General features: G+C 70.8%; 16 protein-coding genes and 1 tRNA gene. 12 read left to right on the forward strand and 5 right to left on the reverse strand.

The window, feature by feature from the left end; all coding sequences use genetic code 11:
- Nucleotides 1-241: 241 nt before the first annotated feature.
- From K933_RS00005 to K933_RS00015, 3 genes are all read left to right on the forward strand, one after another.
- Nucleotides 242-430 carry a hypothetical protein gene (locus K933_RS00005; RefSeq protein WP_049947395.1) on the forward strand — a complete coding sequence of 63 codons (189 nt, stop codon included), beginning with the start codon at nt 242-244 and terminating at the stop codon, nt 428-430.
- Nucleotides 431-509: 79 nt separating this feature from the next.
- Nucleotides 510-1,688: a pyridoxal-phosphate-dependent aminotransferase family protein gene (locus K933_RS00010; RefSeq protein ID WP_023392602.1), complete on the forward strand. Its 1,179-nt coding sequence runs from the start codon at nt 510-512 to the stop codon at nt 1,686-1,688.
- Between the two features lie 117 nt (nt 1,689-1,805).
- Nucleotides 1,806-2,126 carry a DUF7344 domain-containing protein gene (locus K933_RS00015; RefSeq protein WP_023392603.1) on the forward strand — a complete coding sequence of 107 codons (321 nt, stop codon included), beginning with the start codon at nt 1,806-1,808 and terminating at the stop codon, nt 2,124-2,126.
- A gap of 3 nt (nt 2,127-2,129) precedes the next feature.
- Here K933_RS00015 and K933_RS00020 read toward each other — a convergent pair whose 3' ends face one another.
- Nucleotides 2,130-2,930: a TrmB family transcriptional regulator gene (locus K933_RS00020; RefSeq protein ID WP_080509142.1), complete on the reverse strand. Its 801-nt coding sequence runs from the start codon at nt 2,928-2,930 to the stop codon at nt 2,130-2,132.
- A gap of 292 nt (nt 2,931-3,222) precedes the next feature.
- On the opposite strand from K933_RS00020, the gene K933_RS00025 reads away from it, so the two are divergent.
- A complete protein-coding gene (locus K933_RS00025; RefSeq protein ID WP_023392605.1) occupies nt 3,223-4,122 on the forward strand; it encodes a TrmB family transcriptional regulator in 900 nt (299 codons plus the stop codon).
- Nucleotides 4,123-4,158: 36 nt separating this feature from the next.
- Here the strand turns inward: K933_RS00025 and K933_RS00030 are convergent, their stop codons facing one another.
- Complete coding sequence (locus K933_RS00030) at nt 4,159-4,866, reverse strand: SOUL family heme-binding protein (protein ID WP_023392606.1); 708 nt, start codon at nt 4,864-4,866, stop codon at nt 4,159-4,161.
- Nucleotides 4,867-5,088: 222 nt separating this feature from the next.
- On the opposite strand from K933_RS00030, the gene K933_RS00035 reads away from it, so the two are divergent.
- From K933_RS00035 to K933_RS00050, 4 genes are all read left to right on the forward strand, one after another.
- A complete protein-coding gene (locus K933_RS00035) occupies nt 5,089-5,559 on the forward strand; it encodes a universal stress protein (RefSeq protein WP_023392607.1) in 471 nt (156 codons plus the stop codon).
- A gap of 134 nt (nt 5,560-5,693) precedes the next feature.
- The gene (locus tag K933_RS00040) at nt 5,694-6,146 is read left to right on the forward strand and encodes a pyridoxamine 5'-phosphate oxidase family protein (protein WP_023392608.1); all 453 of its coding nucleotides are present in this window, start codon (nt 5,694-5,696) and stop codon (nt 6,144-6,146) included.
- An 82-nt stretch (nt 6,147-6,228) separates the two neighbouring features.
- Nucleotides 6,229-6,525, forward strand: a complete 297-nt coding sequence (locus tag K933_RS00045; protein WP_023392609.1) for a hypothetical protein — start codon at nt 6,229-6,231, stop codon at nt 6,523-6,525.
- 58 nt (nt 6,526-6,583) lie between these two features.
- Nucleotides 6,584-6,985, forward strand: a complete 402-nt coding sequence (locus tag K933_RS00050) for a hypothetical protein (RefSeq protein WP_023392610.1) — start codon at nt 6,584-6,586, stop codon at nt 6,983-6,985.
- A 294-nt stretch (nt 6,986-7,279) separates the two neighbouring features.
- Here the strand turns inward: K933_RS00050 and K933_RS00055 are convergent, their stop codons facing one another.
- Nucleotides 7,280-7,888 (reverse strand): hypothetical protein, encoded by a 609-nt coding sequence (locus K933_RS00055; RefSeq protein WP_023392611.1) that lies wholly within the window; start codon nt 7,886-7,888, stop codon nt 7,280-7,282.
- 477 nt (nt 7,889-8,365) lie between these two features.
- On the opposite strand from K933_RS00055, the gene K933_RS00060 reads away from it, so the two are divergent.
- Both K933_RS00060 and K933_RS00065 read left to right on the forward strand, forming a co-directional pair.
- A complete protein-coding gene (locus K933_RS00060; protein WP_023392612.1) occupies nt 8,366-9,160 on the forward strand; it encodes a helix-turn-helix domain-containing protein in 795 nt (264 codons plus the stop codon).
- 165 nt (nt 9,161-9,325) lie between these two features.
- Nucleotides 9,326-10,012: a helix-turn-helix domain-containing protein gene (locus K933_RS00065; RefSeq protein WP_023392613.1), complete on the forward strand. Its 687-nt coding sequence runs from the start codon at nt 9,326-9,328 to the stop codon at nt 10,010-10,012.
- A gap of 208 nt (nt 10,013-10,220) precedes the next feature.
- Here K933_RS00065 and K933_RS00070 read toward each other — a convergent pair.
- Nucleotides 10,221-10,294 (reverse strand) — tRNA-Lys (locus K933_RS00070).
- A gap of 109 nt (nt 10,295-10,403) precedes the next feature.
- Here K933_RS00070 and K933_RS00075 point away from each other — a divergent pair.
- The gene (locus K933_RS00075; protein ID WP_023392614.1) at nt 10,404-11,858 is read left to right on the forward strand and encodes a DHH family phosphoesterase; all 1,455 of its coding nucleotides are present in this window, start codon (nt 10,404-10,406) and stop codon (nt 11,856-11,858) included.
- A 207-nt stretch (nt 11,859-12,065) separates the two neighbouring features.
- Here K933_RS00075 and K933_RS00080 read toward each other — a convergent pair whose 3' ends face one another.
- Nucleotides 12,066-12,377: a PRC-barrel domain-containing protein gene (locus K933_RS00080; RefSeq protein WP_023392615.1), complete on the reverse strand. Its 312-nt coding sequence runs from the start codon at nt 12,375-12,377 to the stop codon at nt 12,066-12,068.
- A 206-nt stretch (nt 12,378-12,583) separates the two neighbouring features.
- On the opposite strand from K933_RS00080, the gene K933_RS00085 reads away from it, so the two are divergent.
- Nucleotides 12,584-15,646: an FAD-linked oxidase C-terminal domain-containing protein gene (locus K933_RS00085; protein ID WP_049947396.1), complete on the forward strand. Its 3,063-nt coding sequence runs from the start codon at nt 12,584-12,586 to the stop codon at nt 15,644-15,646.

Raw genomic sequence — 15,646 nt, forward strand, 5'->3', positions numbered from 1 at the left:
GGCGCCGGCGTCGCCGCGGGCCAGCCCCGCGAACCACCCCGCGTCGGCGGGCGGCGTTTCGGGTGTCTCGGTCACGTCCGACCGCTACTCGCGGGGCGCGTATATCGGTTCCCGATGCGCGACGGACGCGCGGGTGTGCTCGCACCCCCCGAGACGACCCCGCGTGTCGCCCCTTCAGGCCGTCGATTACCCCGGTCAGCTACGGTACACTTATCAGTCTCCCACTCGCGAGAGCACACAGATGGGTAGTATCTGGTCGCTCACGGCCCCGACCGTACCGGCGCAGATGGGGCTGAGCGAACTCTTCGTCTCTACCGGTTTCTGGCTCGCCATCGTCCTGCTGGTGGGAACCGTCGTGCTCGGGGTCACCTTCCTCCTGATGCGGGAGTGGCCGCAGTCGTCCTCGTCGGCGCCGCCGAGCGAGAACTGACTCTCGGCTCCCGACCGCCCGAACCGGGTCGGTCGGCCGATACCGAACCGCATTTGCCCCGCCGGCTGAGTGAGCCGACATGGACCGCCCCGAAGTCCCGGAACTCGCGCCGCCCGACCGCACGCTGATGGGTCCCGGCCCGAGCGACGTCCACCCGCGCGTCCTCCGCGCGATGGCGACGCCGCTCGTCGGCCACCTCGACCCCGCGTTCGTCGAGATCATGGACGAGACGCAGGAGCTCCTCCGGTACGCGTTCCGGACGGACAACGAGTGGACCATCCCCGTCTCCGGGACGGGGAGCGCGTCGATGGAGGCGGCCATCGGCAACGTGGTCGAACCCGGCGAGACGATGCTCGTCCCGACGAACGGCTACTTCGGCGGCCGGATGGCCGAGATGGCCCGCCGCGCGGGCGGCGAGGTGGTCGAGGTGGACGCGCCGTGGGGCGAGCCGCTCAACCCCGCCGACGTGGCCGACGCGTTCGACGAGTACCAGCCCGACGTGTTCGGGTTCGTCCACGCCGAAACCTCCACGGGCGTCCGCCAGCCCGACGTGCCCGAACTGACGGGGATCGCACACGACCACGACGCGGTCGTGATAGCGGACTGCGTCACCTCGCTCGGCGGCGTCGAACTACGGGTCGACGAGTGGGATATCGACGTGGCGTACGCGGGTCCCCAGAAGTGCCTCTCGTGTCCGCCGGGCGCGTCGCCGCTCACGCTGTCGGACGACGCGATGGAGAAGGTGCTCTCGCGGGAGGCGCCGCCGCGGTCGTGGTACCTCGACCTCTCGCTGCTGGAGGGGTACTGGGGGGACGAGCGCGCGTACCACCACACCGCGCCGGTCACGAACGTGTACGCGCTCCGAGAGGCGCTCCGGCTGGTCGCCGAGGAGGGGATCGAACGGCGGTGGGAGCGGCACCGCGAGACGGCGGGCGCGCTCAAGGCGGGCGTCGAGGCGATGGGAGTCGGACTCGAACCCGACGACGAGTACTGGCTGCCCAGCCTCAACGCGGTCAGCGTCCCCGACGGCGTCGACGACGCCGCGGTCATCGACGACCTGCTCGACGGCTACGACCTGGAGATAGCCTCGGGGCTGGGGGACCTCGCAGGCGAGATACTCCGGGTCGGCTGTATGGGCCACTCCGCGCGGCCGGCGAACGTCTCGCTGCTGGTGAGCGCGCTGGGGACCGCGCTCCGCGACCGCGGCGCGGACGTCGACGTCGCCGCCGGGGCCGAGACGGTCGCCGAGCGGCTGTAGCCGGTAGTCGGCCGGGTTTGTGACGATCCGAGTGAATCTCCACGTCTATACACCGTCGGCCGAATGGGTCGACACCGGCCGGGGGACCGAACGGAGGACGGACCGGCAGTCGTATCCATGTCACATTCCCGCTCCGCACCGACGACGGACGCACTGGTAGCGCTGCTCGCCGACCGACGCCGCCGAACGGTCGTTCGCCACCTCGCCGAGCGACCCGCCGAGTCCAGCCTGGAGACGCTCGTCGAGACGCTCTCGCCCGCGAACGCCGACCCCGCTGACGAACGGGAACTCCGGACCGCCCTCCATCACAACCACCTCCCGCGACTCGACGAGGCCGGCCTCGTCGAGTACGACGCCGCGACCCACGCCGTCCGCTACCGACCCGACGACCGCGCGGAGTCGCTCCTCCGGTTCCTCGCCGAGGCGTTCGACGACTGACCGTCAGGAGTCGTCGACGGCCGCGGGGGGGACGGCCACGAGCGCCGTCACGACGCGGAGCAGGCCGCTCGTCTCCCCGCTCCCCCGGACGGCGTGTTCGGTCTCCATCGAGGGGTGGCCGTCGCTGAGCGCGGTGAGGTAGGTCACCTCGACGTCGAGCGACGGCGCGCTCACCAGCCCCTCCTCGCCGTCGACTATCACCAGTCGGCCCAGCCGTACCTCCTCCCAGACGGACGGGGAGTCGACCACCACGGCGTCGGGAACCGCCGCCGCGGCGTCCGCCGCCGACGTCCCGACGAGGACGACCCGGACGCCGCGGTCGGCCGCGGCACGGAGTTCCGTCAGTTCGGCCTCCGTGGGGTCGATCTCGCCGGTCGCGTACAGTATCTCCCGCTCGGCCTCGGCGATCATCGAGCGGAGTTCGCCGGTGATGGTGTCGCTCCCGACGACCGTCTCGACGGAGCCGTCCCGGCCGCCCCGGTCGGACGCCTCTATCGGCGCGAGCACGTCCGAGAGGTCGTCGACCCGGGCGAGGAACTCCCGTTCGAGCGTCCGGCCCGCCACCGCCACCGAGACGGGACGGAACCGCTTCGGGGTGGCGTCCCCGACGGTGACGAGCCCCTTCTCCCGGAGTTCGTCGGCCGCGTCGTACACCCGCGTCCGCGGGACCGCCGCGACTTCGCTCACCTCCTCGGCCGTTCCCGAGCCGAGTTCGACCAGCGCGACGAACGTCCGCGCGGCGTACGTGCTCAGCCCGAACTCCTTCAACTGGTCTATCGCCTCTTCTCGTCGGTTTCTAGTCATGATTGAGTCTCGACCAGCGCCTCACCGACCAGACAGGCGGAACATCGACACGCACACGCACCGACATCAGGTCGTCACGCCGTTGTACGGAGTCCGGTGGGGACCGCACGGGTATGTAATTTTTGTGATTAATCGAGTCACACCCCGGACGGAGTCGCCGGATCGGCGCGGAGTCGGGCGGCCACCCCCGAGAGCCGTTTCACTCGAAAGAGTACAAATCGTCGTCCGAGACTGGGGTTATATCCATCTCTGACGCGACTATCGAGGTGAAGACCCGCGGACCGAGACCACGATGTCACCCGACACCAGACACGACGAGGCGTTAGAGTTGCTCCAGCAGTTGGGGCTCAAGGAGTACGAGGCCCGGTGTCTGGTCACGCTCGTCGGGGTGGCGGACGCGACGGCCAAGCAGGTGAGCGACGAGTCGGACGTCCCCCGGACGCGGGTGTACGACGCGATGCGGGTCCTTGAGTCGCGGGGGCTGGTCGAGGTCCAACACGCCAAGCCACAGCGGTTCCGCTCGGTTCCGGTCGGGGAGGCGGTGGAGACGCTCCGCCGGTGGTACGACGCGCGGCTCGACCCGCTCGAAACCGCGCTCAGACGGCTCCACGACACGGGCGCGCCCGAGACGGGCGAGACCCACGAGGTGTGGTCGCTGTTGAGCCGCGACGGCATCGCCAGCCGGACAAGACAGATCACCGAGGAGGCCGAACGCGAGGTGGTCCTCGTCGTCGGCACCGAGTCGGTGCTCACCGACGAACTGCTCGGCGCGCTCGCGGACGCGAACGAGCGCGGCGTCAGCGTCGTCGTCGGCGCGCTCGACGAGGGGATCCGCGAACGCGTCGAGGCGGCCGCCCCCGACGCGGAGGTGTTCGTCTCGGAACTGGAGTGGCTCCGCGGCGTCGAGGGGGCGGCCGAGGAGGGCGTCTCCGTCGGACGGCTGCTCCTCGTCGACGGGTCGACCATCCTCGTCAGCTCGTTCGACCCCGAGAGTTCGACCGAGCGCGCGGTGTTCGGCCGGGGGTTCAGCAACGGGCTGGTGCTCATCACGAGGCGGCTGATGGAGACCGGTCTCAGTCGCGGCGGCCGGGCGGTGGGGTCGCCGGAGCGGACGGACGGGGCGGCTCACGACGGGGAGCACGCGGACTCCGAACCCGGGAGCTCCGACGACCCCGAGAGCCGCGAGGAGTGAGCCGGCCGGGTCACCCGGGCGCCGACGGGCGACCGCTCACTCGGGCGTGCGGACCGCGACGACCACCTCGTTCCGCCGGAGGAACGGCAGCGTCCCGGGTCCCTCGTAGCCCAGGGTGAACGGGTCGCCGGTCGTCTCGACACCCGCCTCGCGGAGCGTCGCGAGCAGCCGCCGCCGGTACCGACGGACCCGCCGGTCGGTCGGCCACCACGAGAACCGGAGCGCGGCGAGCGTCCGCGCCGGCACCGCGACGAGTTCGACCGCGGGGTCGGTCGGCCGCGGCGCGGTGTGAACGTCGTACTCGACCGGGAGGTAGAACGCCATCCGGACGCCCGAGTCGGTCCCGTCGGGGTCGGCCGCCCCCGTCTCGACGGGAGCGGTCATCGGCACCGACGCGCCGGCCCCGCGGTCGTCCCCGTCGGGGTCGGCGGCTCCGGTCTCGACGGGGGCCGTCATCGGTATCTCCGTCCCGTCGGACGCCGCTGGGGCGGTCGTCCCGACACGCTCGGCGTCGCGGTTCTCGCCGGAGAGGTAGCCGAACAGCCGGCGGAACGCCTCGCCGTCGGAGGCGGCGGTCGTCTCGACCAACACGCTCGGGGGGTACGCGCGGAGTTCGACCGGCCCGAACCGGTCGAGCACGTCGTACGGAACCCGCTCGGTCGTTCGGTCCCGGTAGGTGCGGTAGACGGACGCGCCGGCGAGCGCGAGCGTCCCACCGGCGAGGAGCGTTCGGGTTCGAATCACGACGCGGGTACGCGCCGTCGGGGGATAAGCGTCGTTACCAGGGGTCGAGTGCGACGCCGCCGTCGCCGGACCGTACCGTCGCCGGACCGTACCGTCGCCGGACCGTACCGTCGCCGGACCGTACCGTCGCTGTTACCGTACCGTCGACGCCGGGCCGGCCGCGTTCCCCCGCGGTGGGAATCGGTCTCCGGCTTCTTCGTCACGCCCGCCGATAGTCGAGACGTGTACAACGACATCCTGATCGCGACGAACGGCGGTGTCGCGTCCGCCCGCGCCGTCGAACACGCCGTCGACCTAGCGGCCGAACGGGACGCGACGCTGCACGCGCTGTTCGTCGTCGACGAGGACGCCTACTCGGCGTACAGCGGCGACGAGTACGTCGACGGCCACGAGGGACCGGAGTACGGACTGCGGGAACACGGCGAGCGGGCGCTCGCGGACGTCGAGCGGCGGTGTCTCGACGCGGGGCTGACGGTCGAGACTCACCTGGTCCGCGGCGTCCCCCACCAAACCGTCGTCGACGTCGCGGACGAACTCGGGGTCGACCTGATGGTCGCGGGGAGCAAGCGCCGTCCGGACGCCTACCGCGCACTCCTCGGCAGCGTCACCGAGCGGGTCGTCCGACTGGCCGACCGGCCGGTGTTGGTGGTGAAGACCCCGGTCGACGAGGCGGGCGAGCGCGTCGTGCCGTGAGTCACCTCCGCGGCCCGGTCGACGGTCGCGGCACCACTCGCGGAGCGTCCGTGCCGTGGTAGTGGCGGAGGACGCCGAGGAGCGTCGCCGACCCGAGCGAGCGAGTTTTCCCCGACCGGCGCCTCCCGCTCCGCATGACCGTCCCCGACGCCGTCGAGGCGCGCATCGCCGGCGCGCCGCTGTCGGCACACCTCGCCACCGCCGTCGACGACCGCCCGCACGTCGCCCCCGTCTGGTACGTCTACGGCGAGGGGTCGCTGTGGCTGTTCACCGGCGGGCAGAAACTGCGGAACCTCCGGTCGAACCCGCGGGTCGCCGTCTCCGTCGAGCGGGCGGACCCCGACGGGGCCGTCCGCTGGAACGCGACGCTGTTGGGCACCGCGCGGGTGGTCGACGACGACGACCGCGTCGCCGCAGTCGAGGCGGAACTCGCGGAGACGTACGACTACGACGCGGGCGAGGGAAGCGAGGAGAGCGACGGGACGGACGGGACCGCCGACACCGGTAGGGAGGGTACCGACGAGAACGACGGAACGGGCGCGCTCGTCGAAGTCGTCGTCGCGAGCGCCTCGGTGAGCGTCTACTGAGCCCGACCGTGGCGGGCGGTCGGTGAAACGACAGTTTCAGTCTACTGAGCCTATTAGGCGTTCGAGGCGCTACGTGTGGGGCATGGGCGAGTCGACCACCATCCGGATGACCGACCGGCGCGAGACCCTCTTCGAGGCGCTCGAAGACGCGACGGGGGAGAACACCCGCTCGGGTGCGATCGACGTGGCCGCGGAGTACTACTGTTTCATGCGCGGCGAGAACCGTCGCCAGCCCGCGAGCGGCCGCGTCGAGCGGCTCGTCAGGCGCGCGCGTGAGGAGGGGAGCCTCACCGCCGAACAGATCGCGGACGTGCTCGACTGCGACGAACTCCCCGTCCGGTACGACGTCTCGACCGGCTACGGCCGCGGCGAGGAGTGACGGGACCGACGGGAGCCGAGAGCAATACCCTTATTCCGCCGGCGCGAACGACCCGACGATGGAGTCACGCCGTCCCGCGCACGTGCTCGCGGAGGAGGTCGTCATCGAGGAGCGCTACCGGGACCGGCCGGTCGTCGTCTGCGGACCGCCCCGCGCGCCCGGCGCGACCGGGACGCCGCTCGAAGACATAGTCGACGACGACGACGGCGCGGGCGCCGAACTGGTGAGCACCTTCTTCCGCGGGTTCACGACCACCCGCCTCGACGGCGACGCGAGCGAGTGGCGGCTCCCCTCCCCCGGCGACGGTCTGGAGTGGGGCGTCCGCGACGGCTGGGTCGGGTTCAGCACCGACCAGTCGTGTTTCGGCGGTCCCGACCGCGCCGACGACGTGAGCGCCCTCCTGGAGGGGGTCATCGACGCACTGCTGTTAGTCGAGCGGAGTCGGTTCGGCGCGGAGTAGCGGACCGGCCTACTCGGACGCGCCGCCCGCGTCCCGTGCGGCGACCGCCTCAGACGGCGCGTCGGCGGGGTCGTCGTCCGGCGTGAGATACCCCGCCGAGAACGCCGTGGCTCAGTATGTCTCGGTCCACTTCGACGCACCCCCGATACCCGCGCTCGCGGCCCAGTTCACCCGGTTCGCCCACCTCACGATGGTGTTGCGGGCGCTCGAACCCGTCGGCATCGCCGTCCTCGTCCACGTGCCCCGGCAAGCGGCCGCCCGCCCGGTTCCGCAGTCGTCCGCCGCTCGCCGGCGTCAGTTGGAGTCCTCGACTTCGATGTGGGTCACGTCGTCGCCGCGCACGAACTCCTCGGGGGCGTCCGACCCCGAGAGGGCGTCGCGCAGGTCGTCGAGCGCGTCGGTCGGCGACGGCAGGTCCGCGCCGCCGACCCGGGCTTCGAGACCGTCCGCCAGCGCCGTGAGCCGGCGGACGTGCTCGCTGTCGGCCGTCGACTCCTCGTCGAGCGCCGCCCGGAGTTCCCGGAGGACGCCGACCAGCACGACGGTCAGCGACGTCACCAGCCCCGACAGCGGCGGGTCTGGGTCGTCGACGCGTTCGTCGACCCGGCGGGTGAGGTCCGCGGCGGCGCCCAACAGCACCGAGAGGTCGGCGCGGCTGGGCACGCCCACCACCATCGTGACCACCTCGACGACGCCGTCGGTGGCGTCGACGTCCTCGCGGTCGACGTCCACCTCCGCCGAGAGCTCCTCCAGGACCGTCCGGAGGTCGGCGAGCAGTTCGTCGAACTCCGCGTCCTCGGTCGCGTTCGCGTTCGTATCCGCGCTCGCGTCGGCACCGGCGAGCGCGGCGTCGTCGTCCGACCGCTCGTCGTCGCCGGGCGAGTGGGGGCTGTCGTCGACCATCCGAGCGGACGTTGGCCCTCCGGACGGAAAAGTGCGGTCGCCGGGGCCCGGGCGCTTCCCGACCGGCGGAACGGGGGCGAACAGCTAACTGGAAGGGAGTCGAACCACTCCGACGCGTCACCGCGGCGTAGTGAGGCGACGTGGTGGCGTGTAGGCCGTCGGGTTGAGTCGTGCGGTCTGTCGTGCCGTCCTCAGGGACGCCGCGACGCTCCACCGCTGCTCGATCCAGTCTCGGACTCCCGAGGGCGGTCTTCGGGGCAGTTCATCGGTCGCGGCTCTCCTCGCCCGCAGGTACTGTGCGCTCCGGACGCTCGCCACCGCCTCGACGTGCCGGGCAGTCGACGCGCTCGTCGAGCGGAAACTCGGCCGACTCGACGGTGGCTCTCGGAGCCAGCGGCGCGCCGTCGGTACGATCCCCGAGTTATATAGACACCCTGATGGGAACACTCATATCGCGTTCCGTCGGCCTCCTCGGGTATGGTGACACTCGTGAACACCGCCGTGCCGGCCGAGCAGTTCGCGCTCGCGAAGACGTTCGCCGCTCACCCCGACTTGTCGGTCCGAGCCGAGAAGTTGGTCGCGAACGGCGAGCGGACAGTGATGCCGTTACTCTGGACGCGGAACGTTCCCCCCGACCGGGTGGCGGACGCGTTCGAGGCGGACCCGACGGTGGCCGAGGCCGAACTCCTCGCCGAACACCACGGGGAGTCGCTCTGCGAGATAGGGTGGGTCGACGACGTCCGACTGGTCCTCCGGATGATAACCAACGCCGAGGCCACCGTCCTCGACGCGGTGGGCGCGGACGGGCGGTGGCGGTTCCGCCTCATGTACCCCGGGCGGGCGGCGTTCGCCGAGACCGACGCGTTCTGTGACGCCCACGGACTCGACGTCGACGTCCGGTCGATTCGGGACGTCGACCGGCGGTCGGCGGGCCGGTACGGGCTGACGAGCAAGCAGCGCGAGTCGCTCGTCGCGGCGGCGCGCCGCGGCTACTTCTCGGTCCCCGGCGAGACGACGCTCCAGGAACTGTCCGTCGAGACCGGCGTCTCCCACCAGGCGCTCTCCGAACGCCTCCGTCGGGCGAGCGAGGCACTCGTCGAGAACACGCTCCTCTGTGAGGTGCGCGACGTGAGCGCGGCCCCGATGGCGAGCGCCGACAGGGAGCCAGCGAGCGCCGACAGGGAGCCAGCGAGCGCCGACAGGGAGCCAGCGAGCGCCGACAGGGAGCCAGCGAGCGCCGACAGGGAGCCAGCGAGCGCCGACGGGGAGTAGCGACGGTCCGACCGCCGTGACCGATCGGGTCTCGCGACCAGCCGGGGCGGTGAGAACCGGGCCGCGTCGACCGGGGTGACATTTCCTTACGAGTAGGATGCTGTCTGCAAACTATCTGTTCGGGCGAAAGAAAACTTCATCTCGCCTCACATCTCTCACACGCACATGGCGACGCTCGTAAACGGGTCCGTTCCGGCCGAGCAGTTCGCGCTCGCCGAGACGTTCGCCGCCCACCCGGACCTGTCGTTCAGAGTCGACAAGTTCGTGGCGAGCGGCGAGGACGCCGTGATGCCGCTCCTGTGGGCGCAACACGTGCCCGCGGAGGAGTTGGAGGCGACGCTCGAAGCCGACCCGACCGTTCGGGACGCGGCGTTGCTCAACGAACAGGACGGCGAGGCGCTCTACGAGATGACGTGGAGCGACAACATCCAACTCGTCCTCCAGATGATCACGAACTCGCGAGCCACGGTCCTCGACGCGATCGGCGAGAACGGTCGGTGGAAGTTCCACGTCCTCTACCCGGCCCGGGAGGAGTTCTCCAAGACGAGCGAGTTCTGCGATTCACACGGCGTCGACTTCGACGTCCACTCGATCCGGGAGGTGGACCGGAGTTCCGCGAGTCGGTACGGGCTGACGAGCGAGCAACGCGACTCGATCGTCGACGCGACTCGTCGCGGCTACTTCGAAGTGCCGAGACAGGTCACGCTGCAGGAACTCTCCGAGGCGGTCGGCGTGTCCCACCAGGCGCTCTCCGAACGCCTCCGTCGGGCGATCGAGGCGCTCGTCGAGAACACGCTCCTCTACGAGGACGTCGACACGGGCGAGGCGGAGTTGGCCGTGGCGGACGACTGACCCCGCTCGGATCGGGGTGGTTCAGTGCGCACGGCTCGCTCCGCTCGCCGTCGGTGCGCCGCGGAGAAGTACGGGCCGGGAGGGAGGGCGAACCACGGTCGTTTCGCTCGCCGACGCTCGCTCCACTCCCTGCTTCAACTCCCTCCACATACCGTTCGTTCGGCAGGAACGACTCGCTCCGCTCGTCGTTCGGTCTGCCTCACAGAAGCGGGCCGGGAGGGAGTTGAACCCCCGACCGACGGATTAAGAGTCCGTCGCTCTCCCTAACTGAGCTACCGGCCCTCGGCAGGTTCACGTTGCGAGGAGCGCTTGAAAGGCCTTCCGTTTCCCGGCGACGCGGACGGTGGGCGAACATCACCGCTTAAGTATCGTCCCCCCCGAGCCGGACGCAATGAGTACTGCGGCCACCATCTCCTCGATGTCGACGTACGCCATCCTCGGCTGCGGTAGCGTCGGGCACGCGGTGGCGGACGAGCTCACCGAGGAGGGGAAGGACGTCCTCATCCTCGACAAAGACGAGACGCGCGTCGAGGCGCTCCGCGACCAGGACCTCAACGCGCAGGCCCAAGACATCGCGGAGGCGGGCGTCGCGGACGCCGTCGCCGAACGCGACGTGATCCTGATCCTCTCGTCGGACGTCGACGCCAACAAGGAGGCGGTCCGCGCCATCCGCGACCACGACGCGGACCAGTACGTGGTCGTCCGCGCCTCCGACCCCGTCAGCGAGGACGAACTGGTCGAACTCGGCGCGGACGTGGTGATCAACCCCTCGACGGTGATCGCCGACTCGGCGCTCCGCTCGCTCGAATCCGGCGAGTTGGAGTACAAGGCGCGTCAGCTCGCCGACATCCTCGACCGGACCGAGGGCCGGCTGGCGATCCTCGCACACGACAACCCCGACCCGGACTCCATCGCCGCCGCGGTGGCGCTCGGCGCCATCGCCGCGGGGTTCGACCTCGAAGCGGACATCCTCTACGACGGCGACATCGGCCACCAGGAGAACCGCGCGTTCGTCAACACGCTCGGTATCGACCTCCACGCCCGGACGGACGCGCGGCCGCTGTCGGACTACGGCGCGGTCGCGCTCGTCGACTACTCGGAGGCGGGCGACACCGACGTCGGCGTCGACGTCGACATCTACATCGACCACGCGGAGTCCGACGACGGGTTCGAGGCGGAGTTCACCGACATCCGCACGAACGTCTCCGCGACGTCGACCATCCTGACGAAGTACATCCAGGAGTTCGACCTCTCGCCGAGCGAGACGGTGGCGACTGCGCTGCTGTACGGCATCCGCGCGGAGACGGTCGACTTCAAGCGCGAGACCACGCCCGCCGACCTGACCGCGGCGGCGTACCTCCACCCGTTCGCCAACCACGACACCTTAGAGGAGGTGGAGTCGCCGAGCATGAGCCCCGAGACGCTCGACGTGCTCGCCGAGGCGATCCAGAGCCGCGAGGTGCAGGGGAGCCACCTCATCTCGAACGCGGGGTTCGTCCGCGACCGGGAGGCGCTCGCGCAGGCGGCCCAACAGCTTCTCAACTTGGAGGGGATCACCACGTCGGCGGTGTTCGGCATCGCCGACGACAACATCTACCTCTCGGCGCGTTCGAAGGACATCCGGATCAACATCGGGAACGTCCTCCAGGACGCCTTCTCCGACATCGGCGAGGCCGCCGGCCACGCCACCCAGGGGAACGCCGAGATCCCGCTGGGGCTGTTTACGGGGATCGAGACCAGCGAGTCCAACCGCGACACGCTGCTCGCGCTCTCGGAGGAGGCCGTCAGGCGGAAACTGTTCGACGCGATGGGCGTCGAGAGCGGCGAGTCGTCGAACGGGTCGTGACCGGCTGACCCGGGATCGGAGACGGGGGACGGAAGCCGGGTCGCCGCGGTCGGGAAATCGGTCGCGGGCGCCCCCTCGTCGGCGGTCGGTCGACCGCCCGTCGGGACCATCGGAGCGAATCGGGGAGCGTCGGAGTGGAGCGGGTCGCGACGGGTCCCGCTACGGGGGGCGACGCGACGCTCGGCGACCGGCGGACGCGAGCCCGCCTCAGGCGACCGCCTCTTCGCGGTCCGAGTCGGGGTCGTCGTCCTTCAGCCGTTCGATCACGTCGTTGATCAGGATCACGTCGCCGACCGCGCGAACCCAACGGTACGGCAGCATGACGCCCTGCCCCCTGGAGACGCGCCCGGCGAACAGTTCGTCGTTCAGTTCCGACAGCGCCAGCCCCGTGACCGTCTCGGCGTCGAGGTCGAGCCGAACGTCCTCCACCTCGCCGACGAAGACGCCGTTGTTCGAGTACACTTCGCGGCCCACGAGGGAGGTGATCTCCTGTGGCGAGCCGTCAGTGTCCGTGTTCATACAGCCGCGAACGGCGGGCCGGGTCTTAAAACCGTCCACCGCGGCGCTCGCCGCGGGTCCGGGTCGATCCGGCCGGAGCGGGCGGATCCGAACGCCGCGGGTCGAGGCGAAGGGCCGACCGGGCGGGCCGGCGGACCGCGGTCGTGCTCCGGCCCGGACCGCCGGCGACCGTGTGTTTATCCACCTCCCACGTGGACGTGGAAGCGATGAGTTCCGACGTCCCGACGCCCGACGGCGACCCGGACCTCGCCGACGCGGACTACGACTTCACCTCCGACGAGGTGGCCCGTCCCGGTCTCGTCGCCGACCTCGAGGCGCGTGTCGCGGGCGACGTGCGGTTCGACACGTACTCGCGGCAGTTGTACGCCACCGACGCCTCCGCCTACGAGGCGACGCCCATCGGCGTCGTCCTCCCCGAGTCGACCGACGACGTGGCCGCCGTGGTGTCCTACTGCGCCGAGCGGGGGATGCCGGTGCTCCCGCGCGGCGGCGGCACGTCGCTCGCGGGCCAGTCGGTCAACGAGGCGGTCGTGCTCGACTTCACGCGGCACATGTCGAGCGTGCTCGACGTCGACCCCGACGCCCGGCGGGTGCGCACGCAGGCGGGCTGTCTGCTCGCGGACGTGAACGAGCAACTCGCCCCCCACGGGCTGAAGTTCGCACCCGACCCCGCGTGGCGCGACAAGTCGGCGGTCGGCGGCGCCATCGGCAACAACTCCACCGGCTCCCACTCGCTGGTGTACGGCAAGACCGACGCGTACGTCGAGTCGTGCGAGGTGGTGCTCGCGGACGGCAGCGTCGAGACGTTCGGCGACGTCGAGGTGGAGACGCTCCGGCGGGAGGGCGACCCCGACGGGAGCGTCAGGGAGCGCATCTACGCCGAAGTCGCGCGGATACTCGACGAGGAGAGCGACGAGGTGTTGGAGACGTACCCGCCGATGAAGCGGAACGTCTCGGGGTACAACCTCGACGTGTTGGTCCGGGAAGCGCGCGGCGACCGCGGCGAGGCGGGCGTCGTCAACCTCGCGCGCCTGCTCGCCGGTAGCGAGGGGACGCTCGCGGTCGTCACCGAGGCGGAACTCGCGCTCGAACCCGTCCCCGAGACGAAGGCGGTCGGCCTGCTGACGTACCCCTCGCTGACCGACGCGCTCGCGGACGTGGAGGCGATCCTCGAACACGACCCCGCGGCGGTCGAGGTGATGGACGACGTGCTCCTCGATTTGGCGCGCGACACCGCCGAGTTCGGCGAGGTGGTCGACCTCCTGCCCGACGGCACCGACTCCGTGCTGCTGGTCGAGTTCTACGCCGACTCCGACGACGAGGGGCGCGAGCGGGTGGCGGACCTGCTCGCCGACCGGCGGCCGGGGACCGACACCGCCGCCGACCCCACCGACGGCCGCGTGGAGGCGGGCGCGCCCGTTCGCGCGAGCGCGGCGCTCGAAGCCCACGACGCGGCGCGCCGCGACCTGTTCTGGAAGATGCGGAAGGCCGGCCTCCCCATCCTGCTCAGCCGGACCTCCGACGCCAAGCACGCCTCGTTCATCGAGGACTGTGCGGTCCCGCCCGAACACCTCGCGGAGTACGTCGCCGACTTCCAGGAACTGTTGGAGGAGGTGGGCACGTTCGCCTCCTTCTACGCGCACGCCGGGCCGGGCGTGCTCCACGTCCGCCCGCTGGTGAACATGAAGCGTCTGGAGGGTATCGAGCAGATGGAGGCCATCGCGGAGGGGGCGACCGACCTCGTCGTGAAGTACGGCGGGAGCGTCTCGGGCGAACACGGCGACGGCCGCGCGCGCACCCAGTGGAACCGGAAGCTGTACGGCTCGGAGCTGTGGGGGACGTTCCGCGAGTTGAAGACCGCGTTCGACCCCGACTGGCTGCTCAACCCGGGCAACGTCTGCGGCGACCACCACCTGACCGAACACCTCCGGTTCGACCCCGAGTACGCGTTCGACGCCGGGTTCGACCCCGAACTGGCGTGGCGCAACGAGAACGGCTTCCAGGGGATGGCCGAACTCTGTCACGGCTGTGGCGGCTGCCGCGGCGAGCAGTCGACGACGGGCGGCGTGATGTGCCCGACGTTCCGCGCCGTCGACGAGGAGATACAGTCGACGCGCGGGCGCGCGAACATGCTCCGGGGCGCGATGTCCGGGAACCTCCCGGAGGACCCCTTCTCCGAGGAGTTCACCGACGAGGTGATGGACATGTGTGTGGGCTGTAAGGGCTGTAAGAAGGACTGCCCCAGCGGCGTCGACATGGCGAAGCTGAAAGCCGAGGTGGTCCACGAGCGCCACGAACGCGAGGGTGCCAGTCTCCGAGACACGCTGTTCGCCAACATCGACGGCGTCAACGGGCTGGCGAGCGCGCTCGCGCCGGTGTCGAACTGGGCGACGAAGCTCCCCGGCGCGGGCGTCGCCGCCGAGAAACTGCTGGGTATCGCCCGCGAGCGCGACCTCCCGACGTTCCACCGCACGACGCTCCGCGACTGGTACGCCGGCCACGACACCCTCCCCGAGTCGGAGGCCGAACGGGTCGCGGTGCTCGTCGCCGACACGTACACCAACCACAACCACCCCGACGCCGGGAGGGCCGCGATCCGGGTGCTCGAAGCCGCGGGCGTGCGGGTCGAACTCGCCGACGTGGGCGACACCGGCCGGTCGGCCCACTCGATGGGCTTTCTCGACACCGCGCGCGAGCGTACCCGCGCGGCGGTCGATGACCTCGCGCCGCGTGTCGAGGCGGGCCGGGACGTGGTCGTCGTCGAACCGAGCGAGGCGGTGATGCTCCAGTCGGACTTACTCGACTTCCACGACGACGAGGCGGCGCGAGCGGTCGCGGACAACAGCTACGGCGTGTTGGAGTACGTCGACACGTTCCGGCTGGACGACCGCGTCGAGTTCGCCGCGCCGGGGTCGGGCACGCCCAGCGACGAGGGGCGGGGGGCGCTCGGCTCGCTCACCTACCACGGCCACTGTCACCAGAAGGCGACCAAGAAGGACCACCACGCGGTCGGCGTGCTCAGGCGGGCGGGCTACGCGGTCGACCCGCTCGACTCCACCTGCTGTGGGATGGCGGGCAGTTTCGGCTACGAGGCGGAGCACTACTCGATGAGCAAGGCGGTCGCGTCCATCCTCTACGACCAGGTGGACGACAGCGACGGCGAGGAGGTGGTCGCGCCCGGCGCCTCCTGTCGCGGCCAACTGGAGGACCGCGAGGGCGCGGACGAACCCGCCCACCCGGTCGAGAAACTCGCCGCGGCGCTCGAGTGA

Origin of the sequence: Candidatus Halobonum tyrrellensis G22 (genome assembly GCF_000495475.1) — an archaeon.
GTDB classification, from domain to species: domain Archaea; phylum Halobacteriota; class Halobacteria; order Halobacteriales; family Haloferacaceae; genus Halobonum; species Halobonum tyrrellense.